Source organism: Candidatus Electronema sp. PJ, from assembly GCF_048287395.1.
Classification (GTDB): Bacteria; Desulfobacterota; Desulfobulbia; order Desulfobulbales; family Desulfobulbaceae; genus Electronema.
This window is the reverse complement of the sequence record NZ_JBLWEO010000023.1, coordinates 1-11,439: the sequence shown is the minus strand read 5'-3', so window position 1 is coordinate 11,439 and position 11,439 is coordinate 1. Positions and strand designations below refer to the sequence as shown.

The 11,439-nt window shown below is 53.2% G+C and carries 19 protein-coding genes; all 19 read left to right on the top strand.

From position 1 onward, the window contains the following. The first annotated feature begins 51 nt into the window (after positions 1-51). Positions 52-1,146 (top strand): NADH-quinone oxidoreductase subunit NuoH, encoded by a 1,095-nt coding sequence (gene nuoH, locus ACNKIB_RS02975; RefSeq protein ID WP_417909057.1) that lies wholly within the window; start codon positions 52-54, stop codon positions 1,144-1,146. Between the two features lie 2 nt (positions 1,147-1,148). Then, the gene (locus ACNKIB_RS02970; protein WP_417909056.1) at positions 1,149-1,397 is read left to right on the top strand and encodes a DUF4160 domain-containing protein; all 249 of its coding nucleotides are present in this window, start codon (positions 1,149-1,151) and stop codon (positions 1,395-1,397) included. Further along, positions 1,384-1,770: a hypothetical protein gene (locus ACNKIB_RS02965; protein WP_417909055.1), complete on the top strand. Its 387-nt coding sequence runs from the start codon at positions 1,384-1,386 to the stop codon at positions 1,768-1,770. Before ACNKIB_RS02970 ends, ACNKIB_RS02965 begins: the two co-directional genes overlap by 14 nt. A 507-nt stretch (positions 1,771-2,277) precedes the next feature. Next, positions 2,278-2,772 (top strand): 4Fe-4S binding protein, encoded by a 495-nt coding sequence (locus ACNKIB_RS02960; RefSeq protein WP_417909054.1) that lies wholly within the window; start codon positions 2,278-2,280, stop codon positions 2,770-2,772. Further along, the gene (locus ACNKIB_RS02955; protein ID WP_417909053.1) at positions 2,772-3,302 is read left to right on the top strand and encodes an NADH-quinone oxidoreductase subunit J; all 531 of its coding nucleotides are present in this window, start codon (positions 2,772-2,774) and stop codon (positions 3,300-3,302) included. The genes ACNKIB_RS02960 and ACNKIB_RS02955 overlap by 1 nt, the downstream gene beginning before the upstream one ends. After that, positions 3,299-3,604, top strand: a complete 306-nt coding sequence (gene nuoK / locus ACNKIB_RS02950) for an NADH-quinone oxidoreductase subunit NuoK (RefSeq protein WP_417909052.1) — start codon at positions 3,299-3,301, stop codon at positions 3,602-3,604. The genes ACNKIB_RS02955 and nuoK overlap by 4 nt, the downstream gene beginning before the upstream one ends. Further along, positions 3,597-5,507 carry an NADH-quinone oxidoreductase subunit L gene (gene nuoL / locus ACNKIB_RS02945; protein WP_417909051.1) on the top strand — a complete coding sequence of 637 codons (1,911 nt, stop codon included), beginning with the start codon at positions 3,597-3,599 and terminating at the stop codon, positions 5,505-5,507. Before nuoK ends, nuoL begins: the two co-directional genes overlap by 8 nt. A gap of 10 nt (positions 5,508-5,517) precedes the next feature. Beyond that, positions 5,518-5,745 carry a hypothetical protein gene (locus tag ACNKIB_RS02940; protein WP_417909050.1) on the top strand — a complete coding sequence of 76 codons (228 nt, stop codon included), beginning with the start codon at positions 5,518-5,520 and terminating at the stop codon, positions 5,743-5,745. Then, positions 5,720-6,010, top strand: a complete 291-nt coding sequence (locus ACNKIB_RS02935; RefSeq protein WP_417909049.1) for a type II toxin-antitoxin system VapC family toxin — start codon at positions 5,720-5,722, stop codon at positions 6,008-6,010. Before ACNKIB_RS02940 ends, ACNKIB_RS02935 begins: the two co-directional genes overlap by 26 nt. Beyond that, positions 5,991-6,206, top strand: coding sequence for a hypothetical protein (locus tag ACNKIB_RS02930; protein ID WP_417909048.1), 216 nt, complete (start codon positions 5,991-5,993; stop codon positions 6,204-6,206). Before ACNKIB_RS02935 ends, ACNKIB_RS02930 begins: the two co-directional genes overlap by 20 nt. Positions 6,207-6,215: 9 nt before the next feature. Then, the gene (locus ACNKIB_RS02925; protein WP_417909047.1) at positions 6,216-6,671 is read left to right on the top strand and encodes a Uma2 family endonuclease; all 456 of its coding nucleotides are present in this window, start codon (positions 6,216-6,218) and stop codon (positions 6,669-6,671) included. 365 nt (positions 6,672-7,036) lie between these two features. After that, positions 7,037-7,639, top strand: coding sequence for a fibronectin type III domain-containing protein (locus ACNKIB_RS02920; RefSeq protein ID WP_417909046.1), 603 nt, complete (start codon positions 7,037-7,039; stop codon positions 7,637-7,639). 88 nt (positions 7,640-7,727) lie between these two features. Beyond that, positions 7,728-8,207 carry a TIR domain-containing protein gene (locus ACNKIB_RS02915; RefSeq protein WP_417909045.1) on the top strand — a complete coding sequence of 160 codons (480 nt, stop codon included), beginning with the start codon at positions 7,728-7,730 and terminating at the stop codon, positions 8,205-8,207. 2 nt (positions 8,208-8,209) lie between these two features. Continuing rightward, positions 8,210-8,665, top strand: coding sequence for a hypothetical protein (locus ACNKIB_RS02910; RefSeq protein ID WP_417909044.1), 456 nt, complete (start codon positions 8,210-8,212; stop codon positions 8,663-8,665). A gap of 18 nt (positions 8,666-8,683) precedes the next feature. Further along, positions 8,684-8,950, top strand: a complete 267-nt coding sequence (locus ACNKIB_RS02905) for a DUF2442 domain-containing protein (protein ID WP_417909043.1) — start codon at positions 8,684-8,686, stop codon at positions 8,948-8,950. A 36-nt stretch (positions 8,951-8,986) separates the two neighbouring features. Continuing rightward, a complete protein-coding gene (locus tag ACNKIB_RS02900) occupies positions 8,987-9,472 on the top strand; it encodes a type II toxin-antitoxin system VapC family toxin (RefSeq protein WP_417909042.1) in 486 nt (161 codons plus the stop codon). Then, positions 9,459-9,629, top strand: coding sequence for a hypothetical protein (locus ACNKIB_RS02895; RefSeq protein WP_417909041.1), 171 nt, complete (start codon positions 9,459-9,461; stop codon positions 9,627-9,629). The genes ACNKIB_RS02900 and ACNKIB_RS02895 overlap by 14 nt, the downstream gene beginning before the upstream one ends. A gap of 4 nt (positions 9,630-9,633) precedes the next feature. Beyond that, complete coding sequence (locus tag ACNKIB_RS02890) at positions 9,634-9,804, top strand: hypothetical protein (RefSeq protein WP_417909040.1); 171 nt, start codon at positions 9,634-9,636, stop codon at positions 9,802-9,804. Between the two features lie 60 nt (positions 9,805-9,864). After that, positions 9,865-11,376: a complex I subunit 4 family protein gene (locus ACNKIB_RS02885; protein WP_417909039.1), complete on the top strand. Its 1,512-nt coding sequence runs from the start codon at positions 9,865-9,867 to the stop codon at positions 11,374-11,376. Positions 11,377-11,439 lie beyond the last annotated feature (63 nt).

Here is an 11,439-nt window from a genome sequence, read left to right as displayed (position 1 = left end):
TCGATTTGGTCATCCCGGACATTGACCGTTAGAAAACACAGGTGACACGCCATGATGCCTTCTTCCGCAGAGCTTTATCCGGTGAACAACTTCATCGGCGATATTGTCCGCAGCATCTTCCCGGAACCTGCCGCCGTCGTCGTCAACGGGCTGCTCGCGCTGCTCAGTTTGATGGCTTTAGTCGGCTCATTGGGCGCAGTGCTGATCTTTTTAGAGCGCAAGGTTTCCGCGCATTTTCAGCTTCGCTTCGGGCCGATGCGGGTGGGGCCGCATGGCCTGCTACAGCCCTTGGCTGACGGCATCAAGGCCATTTTCAAAGAAATTATCAAACCGGCAGGCGCGGACACCTTCATCTTCTTCCTCGCCCCGCTGCTGCCGGTCAGCGCAGCCTTTCTGGTTTTGGCGGTGATTCCCTTTGATCATCACCTGCAAGTGGCGGATCCAGCGGGCGGCGTGCTCTACGTCCTCGGCGTTTCCGGCCTGAGCATCCTCGGCATTCTTTTGGCAGGCTGGGCCTCGAACAACAAATATTCGCTGCTCGGCGCGATGCGCTCCGGCGCGCAGATGGTCTCTTTCGAGATTTCCATCGCCCTGCTCATGCTGCTGATCGTCATGCTCTCCGGCACCGCCTCGCTGCGCGGCATTGTCTTGGCCCAGCAGGGCACGATCTTTGACTGGTGGATATTCAAGCTGCCCTTCCTCGGCATCTTGGCTTTTATTATGTACTTGGTCGCCTCCACTGCCGAGCTGAACCGCACCCCCTTCGACATCGCCGAGGCGGAATCCGAGCTGACCGGCGGTTTTGCCACCGAATATTCGGGCATCAGCTTTGCCATGTTTTTCTTGGGCGAATTCGTCAACATGTTCGTGGCCGCCTGTTTGGTCACCACCTTTTTCCTTGGCGGCTTTCATGCCCCGCTCTTCGGCCTGCCGGTCATTGATCCGCTGCTGAACCTGATTCCCGGCTTCCTCTGGTTCTTCGCCAAGGCATTCCTGATCGTCTTCCTCTATATGTGGTTCCGCTGGACCTTCCCCAGAGTCCGGGTTGACCAGCTCATGTATCTGGAATGGCGGATCATGCTGCCAGCCAGCCTGATTCTGCTCATGCTCTCCGGGCTGTTCGTGGCGCAGGGTTGGGTGGGATAAAAGTGCCTGTTGTTCTTCGGCTCAAAGGATACAAGTTCTGGTTCTATCAGGCAGACTTGGACGAACCACCTCATGTGCATGTCGGCAAGGACGGGAATGAGGCGAAGTATTGGCTGAATCCGGTCTCAGTTGCAAATCCGGGCCATTTCAGCCAGCATGAGTTGAATCAGATTGAAAAGATTTTGATCAAACAGCGGGAGCATGTCTTGGCAATCTGGTGGCGGGAGAACGCAAAACGTGAAAACTGTTAAGGCAAAGATAGTGCTGCACAACGATGAGCAAGTTGAGGTTCCTATCCTTATTCCTGAAATGGATGCGGTGCGGAAACTTGCCGCTGAACTTCACGCGCACGGCCAAGCATGGAAAGGTTATTTTGCTGGATGGTGCGCTGAATACAGTCCTGAGCGGCCAGAGAAGCCTGTTGATTCTAACATGAGCTTTACGCCCGCTGATTTTTGGATTGGCGAGAGCGAGATATGGTTTTATTCGCTTATGTGGGAAGATGGCAGAGAGCATGAGCCGGTTGAATTTTTAGATGACAGCCATCTTTTAGAATCATCAGCCAGCAATCTTTGCGGCTGGGATTCTTTGCATTCACCGCAATCTGCCGCTGCCGTTTTGTAAGCGGTGGAGCGGAACGAATGCGCGGCTCAATCTTACGAAATAAGAGGGGAATGCAAGAAACTGACGGGCCATTTTCTTAAACTGAGTACCCATTTTTTAATACTGGGCAGTCATAGGAAGAAACTGACCGCACAGTTTTAAAAAATGGGTGGTGTTAGGAAGAAAATGGATGCCCAGTTTTTTACTATGAGTCCTCAGTTTTAAAAAATATGTGCATAGTTTGTTGCACTGGGATGTCATAGGAAAAAGATGGGTCTCCATTTTTAAAAAATGGCTGGCGCGAGGAAAAAAGTCTCCCAAGGCGCACCGCGTCGGGGAGCTAGGTGCAGAGAATTCCCTATGCATTGACTTCAAGCAATATCTGGAGACTTTTCAAGCTGCGAAGAACAGACGGTTGCTCTTGACCTGCAAGATTGTCATATCGAGAACGTGGATAGAAATTCAGCATATTGGCGGCGATGATCCATCAGCAAGCCTGAATGCGCACAAAGAGTTCTGTAAAAGCCTATGAAAGCAACAGCGACCAAAGAGAACCTGCTCGAATTTGTCAGCCGCTACGTGCACAAGACGATAAGCGGATTTTTCACCCTGACGAAGGGGATGGACATCACCATCAAGTATTTCTTCAATCCCAAGTCCGCCATCACGCAGGAATACCCAGAGAACCGCGAGACGCTGAAGATGTTCGACCGGTTTCGCGGCCATCTGTACATGCCGCACGACGAAAACGGCAAGAACGCCTGCACCGCCTGCGGCATCTGCGAGAAATCCTGCCCTAACGGCACCATCTCCGTGCTGGCGACCAAAGACCTTGCCGGGAAAAAGGTGCTGGGCAAATACATCTACCGCTTGTCGCAATGCACCTTCTGCGGCCTCTGCGTGGAAGCCTGTCCCTTCGGCGCGATCACGCTGGGCAAGAACTTCGAGCTGGCGGTGTATGACCGCAACGAGCTGACGTGGGTGCTCAACAAACCGGAAACCACCTCTCAGGGAGCCTGCTGATGAACGATTTCCTTTTTTATGTGATTGCCTCGACGGTGGCTCTGCTCTCGCTGCTGGCAGTGACGCTGCCCAATCTCCTGCATGGTGCCATCGCGCTGGTCGGCTCCTTCTTCGCCACCGCTGCGATCTACATCATGCTACAAATGGAATTCCTCGCCTTGGCGCAGATCGCCTTATACGTTGGCGGCATCGTCGTCTTCATGCTGATCATCATCCTGCTGACCAACGACCTTGGCGTGGACAACAGCCTGAGCCGGGTCAGCGCGGGCCGTCAGGTCGGCAAGGGCGTGATCATCGCCGGTTTCATCACTGCGCTCTACCTTTTCTTCACCAGCAATCCCTCGAAGCTGCTGCACGATGCGACCCGCCAAGCCGCTCCGGTGAGCATTGACGAAATCGGCATCCGCCTGCTCTCCACCAGCAACGGCTTCATCGTGCCGTTCGAGGTGGTCTCGCTGCTGCTGCTCGCGGCCCTGATCGGCGCGGTGGTGCTGTCCCGCCGGGAGAACAAAAAGGAGGACAAGCCATGACCTTGGCCAACTGCATCGCCCTGTCGCTGATCCTCTGTGCTATCGGCATCTTTGGTATGCTGACCCGGCGCAACCTGCTCGGCATCCTGCTGTCCGTTGAGATCATCCTCAACGGCGCGAACATCAACTTCGCTGCCTTCGCCCATTTCCGGGCCGCTGATCCGGTCGCCGGAGCAGTCTTCCCGGTCTTTGTCATGGCTGTTTCCGCCTGCGAAATCGCCGTGGCCTTGGCCATCATCATTTCCATGTACCGCCGCAAGAAACGGCTGGATGTGTACCGGATGGAGGAACTTCATGGCTGATTTCATCTTTTTCCACAGCTACCTGATCCTGCTCTTTCCGGTCTTCAGTTTTGCAATCATCGGGCTGGGACATATCAATTCGGACAATCGTTTTGTCGCCAAGTTTGCCATCACGATGTCGAGCCTGTCGCTTGGCTATGCCCTGCTGACAGTGCTGGCCTATCTGTCCCAGCCGAAGCACACCATGCTGGCCTATGATGCGGCTTGGCTCAACTTTGCGCCCGGCCTGACCGCCAACTTGGGCATGTATCTTGATCCGATTTCGGTGATGATGCTGGTAGTAGTCACGGTGATTTCTTTACTGGTGAACATCTATTCAGTCGGCTACATGAAGGGCGACCGCTCCTTCAACCGCTTCTTCGCCCTGCTGGCCCTGTTCACCTTTTCGATGCTTGGTTTGGTCACGTCCGGCAACATTTTTCAGATGTTCGTTTTCTGGGAGCTGGTCGGCGTGTCGTCCTATTCGCTGATCGGCTTCTGGTACGAGAAGCCCTCGGCAGTAGCCGCCTCAAAAAAAGCCTTCATCATCACCCGCTTTGCTGATGCCTTTTTCCTGCTGGGCATACTCTTGGTCAGCTTTTACAGCCAGACTTTCAGCTTCCAAGAATTGAACAGCCCGTCCACCGCGTTGCTGCTCAAGGACGCTGGCGTGCTCACACTCGGCACCCTGCTGATTTTCACCGGCGGCTGGGGCAAGTCGGCGATGTTCCCGCTCCATGTCTGGCTGCCGGACGCGATGGAAGGCCCGACCCCGGTCTCCTCAATCATCCATTCCGCGACAATGGTTGTGGCTGGTGTCTATCTGACCGCCCGGATGTTCCCTCTCTTCGCCGCTGCTGAAACGACCCTGTTTGTCATCCAGTGCGTCGGCGCATTCACCGCCCTGTTTGCGGCAGTCATCGCCATCACCCAGATGGACATCAAACGCATCCTCGCGTTCTCCACGCTTTCGCAGCTTGGCTACATGATTTTCTCGCTTGGCGCGGCCAAGGTTTGCGTTGAGGGCGGTCATCACGGCGCAGATGTCAATCCGCTTGGCTATTCAGCGGCAATGTATCACGTTTTCACCCACGCCTTCTTCAAATGTATGCTCTTCCTTGGTGCGGGCGCAGTGATTCACGCTGTCCACAGCAACGACATCCTCAAAATGGGCGGCCTGAAGCAGCTCATGCCGAAAACCTACTGGTCGCTGCTCGCAGCCTGCCTTGCCATTGCGGGCGTGTTCCCCTTGAGCGGCTTCTGGTCGAAAGACGCGATTTTGCTCGCCGCCTTGCAGTCTGGTCATTGGTTCACCTTCTTGGTCGGACTGATTACCGGCGGCCTGACCGCGTTCTACATGTTCCGCTTCTTTTTCCTGGTTTTCCACGGCGAAGCCCGCTCGCATCTGCATCATGTCCATGAAGACCCGTGGATGACGTGGCCGATTGTCGCCCTGACTGTGCCAACCATCTTTGCCGGTCTGCTGGAGCATTCCTTTGTCGCGCAGGTGCTGCCGCCGCATCTCGGCGAAGCAGGCCATTTCGCGCATCCGGCGTGGCTGCCGTGGCTGGCGACACTGGCCGCAGCAATCGGCATCGGCACTGCGTGGCTGCTGTATGGCGCAGGCAAAACGGAGAAGGCTGCCGCATTGCAAAAGGTCTTCGGCCCGATCCACACCGTGGTGCAGAACAAATTCTACATTGACGAGCTGTATCTCTTCATCACCCACAAAATCATCTTCAACTGCGTCGCCGCGCCGATCAAGTGGTTTGACCGCAATGTTGTTGACGGCACGATGAACCTCTGCGGCTGGCTGCTGCAAGTCGGTGGCAAAGGCGTGCGGCTGGTGCAGAACGGCCAGCTTCATTTGTATCTCGGCGCAACAGTGCTTGGTTTGATTGCGCTGCTGGTCATGGGGAGATGACCTTTCTTGCATGAAACAGAAAATATACATCGAAACCAGCATTGTCAGCTACTTGACAGCAAGGCCGTCAAAAGATTTGGTGATTGCCGCCCATCAGTCTTCAACCGCAGACTTTTGGGAGATTCTGAGCAGGCATTCGGTGTATATTTCGGACATCGTTATTCAGGAAGCTGCGCGAGGAGACGCACAGCAAGCGCAGCTTCGTGCCAAGAATGCTGGCAGGATTTCCAGTGCTTGAAATTGATGATGAAGTCAAAGAGCTTGCCAGAAAATTTCTTGCCAAGAAAATCGTTCCTGAAAAATGCTTGGAAGATGCGCTGCATATAGCAGTCGCAGCGATAAACGGCATGGATGTGATTGTGACGTGGAATTTTAAACATATCAATAATCCCGTCATCAGGAAAAGAATTCGACTGGAAGTTGAGGGGAACGGTTGGATATGCCCGGAAATATGTTCGCCAGAAGAATTTTTAGGAAACGGAGATGATGAAAACGGTAAATGATCCTATCATAGAAGAGTTGCGGCGATACAGAACAGAGCATTCTGAGAAATTTGGCTATGATCTGGATGCAATTTGTGAAGATTACAAGAGGCATCAAAGGGAAGTAGGAGAAAGACTGATTCGTCTTCCGCCGAAGAGAATTGACAAAGCAATGCCGCAAGAAAAATGCAGCAAGGATTCTCTTGCTGATCGGTGAGATTTCGGCATGGAATGGGCCAACGTCATCAGCAATCCTCAGCTGCAAAATCTGCCGTTCAAGATTGAGCTGAACAAATGGGGAAAAATCCTCATGAGTCCGGCCAGCAACAATCATGGCCGTCTTCAGTATGAAGTGGGCAGCCACATTGACCGGCAGAAAGGCAGCGGCAAGATCATTATGGAATGTTCAATTCAAACCAGCGACGGCGTGAAAGTGGCTGATGTTGCATGGGCTTCCGATGCCTTTATTGCCCAATACGGATACAGCACACCGTACATCAAGGCTCCTGAAATTTGCGTTGAGATCACTTCTCCGTCCAACTCCGCAGGCGAGATAGAAGAAAAAGTGCAGCTTTATCTGGCAAAAGGCGCATTGGAAGTCTGGGTGGTGAATGAAAAGGGGCAGACTGCGTATTACACGCATGAAGGGCAAGTTATCAGCAGCGCAGAGGTTCTGGGTTAACAGCAGGAGCTTCGTTGTGCCCGCCCTCAGTCCGCAGCAGGACTCAAAACGCCGCATTCGCTGTTCGCGATGAGGCATTTGCAGTTCCAAACGAGGCGTTTGAGGTTCGGGATGCGCTATTTGCGATTCGGAGCAGGACATTTGTGGTTTCAAATGGGGCATTCGTTGTTCGCAATAAGGTGTTTACGGTTCGACATAGGTCATTTTTGGTTCGGAACGAGGCATTTCGAGTTCGGAGCAGGCCATTCGCGGGTCGGAATGTGACGTTTCATGTTCGGAATGAGGCGTTTGCCAGCCGTTTCGGGCCATGAGCGCGGTTGAACGACAGGGCGGAAGCAGCCAAAAAACCACAGGAGGTTTGCACCATGAATTTTCCCCATCGTGAAGCGGAAATCAGAGCCTTAGCCCAAAACATCATCGCTGGGCTGACCGAAAATGCGGATTTTCCCAACCCGCCGATTGCAGTGTCCGAGCTGCGCAACCTGCTGGATGCCTTCATCAATCAAAGCGACGTGCAGGTTGCGGCTCAGGCGGCGGCGCAGCAGGCCACCGAGGGCAAGCGGGATGCGCAGGACAGGCTGGTTTCGGCCATGAAAACCAACCTGCATTACGCCGAAGACGCGGCGCAGGGCAACGATGCCAAGCTGGCGGTTCTCGGCTGGGGAGCGCGGGCAAATCCTGGGCCGCCCGCTGTGCCCGGCCAGCCCCGGCTGCTCGAAACGGTGCAGCAGAGCGCAGGCTGGCTGCATTTGGACTGGAAACGCCCGGCTGGCGGCGGCATTGTCTCCTATTACACGGTCAAGCGGCGCGAACGGGCCGAAGGCGACTGGACAGCGGTCGGCACATTCATTGAGACGGAAGCCACGCTCAACAATCAGAAGCGCGGCAAGGAGTTGGAGTTCTGCGTCGTCGCGGTCAACAGGACTGGCGAAGGCGTGCCGAGCAACAGCGTGTCGGTGGTGCTGTAAGGCGGAGGAGGATGGGCGACCAATCAGCCGCCCATCCCGTAGGATTAGTTTATCGTTATCACATTTGATTTATTTCAGCGAGATTGTTATGGCAAGGATTCCAGTCTTTTTTAGCTTTCATTACGCAAACGATGTTATGCGAGTGCAGCAAATTAGAAACATCGGTGTGTTAGAGAAAAACGAACCATTATCTCCCAACGACTGGGAACAATTGAAGCGCACCGGCGAAACCTCAGTCAAGCACTGGATTGATGAAAATATGAAGCACAAGCGTTGCGTTATTGTGCTTGTCGGTGCTGAAACTGCTAAGAGGCCTTTTGTAAGATATGAAATTGAAAAGGCATGGAACGATGGCAAAGGATTGTTTGGGATTTATATTCATAACCTACGTTGCCCACGTAACAGCACGAGCGCAATAGGTCAGAATCCATTTAATAATTTCACTATCGAGAACGGCACGAAGATGTCTTCAGTGATACATTGTTACAATCCAAGCACATATAATGAAATAGCACAAAATATGGAGTCGTGGGTAAATCTTGCAATTGCCGAAGCTCAGAGGCGATGAGAATGGCAAATCAAGAAGTTTTGCAAATTCTCCAGATCGATGGAGAGTCTGCGTCAATACAGACCCATCTGTCAATCATCCAAAATGTGATTCAACGCATGGCGGGGAACAGTGCTGCGTCAAAAGGATGGTGCGTTACGTTAGTTTCTGCTGTGCTTGTGATTGTCGCTGACAAAGGAAAGCCTGAGTACGCATGGATAGCACTTTTACCGACCTTCGTTTTCGCTGCGCTTGACTCTTATTATTTGGCCTTAGAAAAAGGATTCAGAAATTCATACAACGACTTCATCGAAAAACTGCATAGCAGATCGTTAACAACTAAAGACCTCTACTCTGTTGAACCGAAAGGGAATATTTCAAAACTCCAGTTTGCAGCGATGAAATCATTCTCAATTTGGGGTTTCTACATCTCGGTAGCTTTGTTGGTAGCGATTACAAAAATTATAGCAATTGAATGATCCAGAGATGATGAAAGAATGACTCCTTCCAGCATCGAAGCTAAAGCATCAAAAGTTTGGTTTGACCAAGAAAATCTGTGCGTAGCGTTTTATGATGGGCGGCAGTTGTTTGTCCCGTTAGCTTATTTTCCCCGTTTGCTCAACGCCACTGCACAGCAGCGCAATCAGTATGAGTTAAGCAGCGGCGGCATGGGAATTCATTGGGATGAAATTGATGAAGACATCAGCGTGCCGGGTTTATTGATGGGCAATCGAGACATCACCAATTATCAGGATGTCATTTGATGATGAGAATAAGAACAGCACTTCAAGATTCGAGCTATGCCTGCATCTGTCTATATTGAATCCTCCATCATCAGCTATCTGACATCGCGGCCAAGCCGGGATGTTGTTAAAGCTGGGCGACAGGCAATTACCTCGGACTGGTGGCTTAATTCCAAAAGCCGATACGAGGTCTATATCTCCGCATTGGTCGAAGAAGAAATTTCTGGAGGCGACCCAATAGCGGCTGACAAGCGTCTTCAGGCTGTTGCTGACATTCCGAGCATTCTTATCACATCCGATGCGCAGCTACTCGCTGATGCGCTTGCAGCATCAAAAGCAGTGCCAGAAAACAGCGTCCGAGACACGCTGCATATTGCAATTGCAGCCACGCAGGGAATTGATTATCTCCTCACGTGGAATTTTAAGCACATCAATAATGCCGAAACAAAAACACTCATTGCCCGCGTAATCGAAAAAGAAGGCTGGGTGTGTCCTGTCCTCTGCTCACCCGAAGAATTAGGAGAAAACAATGAAGAAGGATGATTCCATCGTTGACGAAGTCCGAAAAAATGGTTTAGCATTCGCAGCCAGATATAACAATAATATAGAGACAATCTGCAAGGTTCTCAAGGCAAGAGAAAAATCATCTGGACGCATGACCGTCAACCGTGCGCCTTGTCGGGTTTCAAAATCTAAGTAGACAAATGACAGATGACCCTATTGTGGAAGAAATACGAAAATTCAGAGCTGCCCATGCCGCGAAATACGGCAATGATGTTGACCGAATTTTTGCCGCAATAAAAGAAGGTGAAAAACAACATGCTGACAGACTGGTGAACCGTGAAGCAACGTTCCGGCAGCAAAAAAGAAATTAACTGTAATCGCATCATGACCAACCTCAGCCGCACCTGCGAACCCAGCAACGGAGTCTTTTTATGAACGGATCATTTCTGCTCACCTTGATCTGGGCTGTCCCTTTCCTCACCGCGCTGATCTCCCTGCCAGTTGCCCGCGATGACCACCGGCGCATCAAGAAGATTTCGCTGGCCGGGAACCTGATCAACCTGCTGCTGGTGATCGGCCTGACCTTCGCCTTCATCAGCGCGGAGGCGGAGCACCCGGCGGCGGCAGGGGCGAAACTCAGCCAGTTCCACTTCACTGGCAAGACGGTCTGGCTGCAAATGCTGAACATCGAGTACAACATCGGCGTGGATGCCATCTCAGTGCTGATGATGCTGCTCACGGCCATCGTCATCTTCTGCGGGGTGCTGGCCAGCTGGGGCGTGGAGAAGCAGGCCAAGGAATTTTTTGTCCTCCTCAACGTGCTGGTGGCCGGGGTATACGGCGTGTTCATCTCCCTCGACCTCTTCACCTTCTTCGTCTTCTACGAGATCGCGGTGCTGCCGATGTACCTGCTGATCGGCCTCTGGGGCACGGGCAGGAAAGAATACTCGGCCATGAAGCTGACCCTGATGCTGGTGGCTGGCTCGGCCTTCATCCTCGCGGGCATCTTGGGCCTCTACTTTGAATCCGGCATGAACAGCTTTGACCTCCAGAAGCTGGCCCAAGCCAATTTCCCCCTGAAATTTCAATACTGGGCCTTCCCGGTCATCTTCCTCGGCTTCGGCGTGCTGGGCGCGATCTTTCCCTTTCACACTTGGTCGCCTGACGGTCACGCTTCCGCGCCCACAGCGGTGTCCATGCTCCACGCCGGGGTGCTGATGAAGCTCGGTGGCTACGGCTGTCTGCGCGTCGGCATGTACCTGCTGCCGGAAGGGGCGAACATGTGGATGTCCTTCTTCTTAGTGCTCGTCACCATCAACGTGCTCTACGGCGCGTTCGGGGCGATTAAGCAGACCGACCTGAAGTACATCACCGCCTATTCCTCGGTCTCGCACTGCGGCATGGTGCTTTTCGGCTTCACCGCCCTGACCTTCGCAGGCATCAAAGGCGGGGTCTTGCAGATGATCTCCCACGGCCTGATGACCGCCCTCTTCTTCTGCTTGATCGGCATGATCTACGGCAGAACCCACACCCGCACAGTCAGCGAGATGGGCGGCCTGATGAAGGTGATGCCTTTCCTTTCGGTGGCCTACGTGATCGTCGGCTTGGCGGGCTTGGGCCTGCCCGGTTTGTCGGGTTTTGTCGCTGAAGCCAACGTCTTTGTCGGTGCTTTCGCCAATCCCGCGCCGCTCTACCGCTTCTGCACGGTGCTGGCCGTGCTCTCCATCGTGGTGACAGCGGTCTATGTCCTGCGGGCGGTGAACGGCTTGGTCAACGGGCCGATCTCCGACCATTACAAGACCCTGACCGATGCCTCTTTGATCGAAAAAATCCCGGTGACGATCCTGCTCTTCTGTCTCTTCGCAATGGGCATCCTGCCCGGCTGGATTGTCGAGCTGGTCAACGGCGCGGTGCATCCCATTTACAACAACCTGATGCGTTAATCCCATGAAACTCCTCTTGCCGGATATCCTCCTTGTCCTGCTGGCCGCCCTGATCATGGGCTA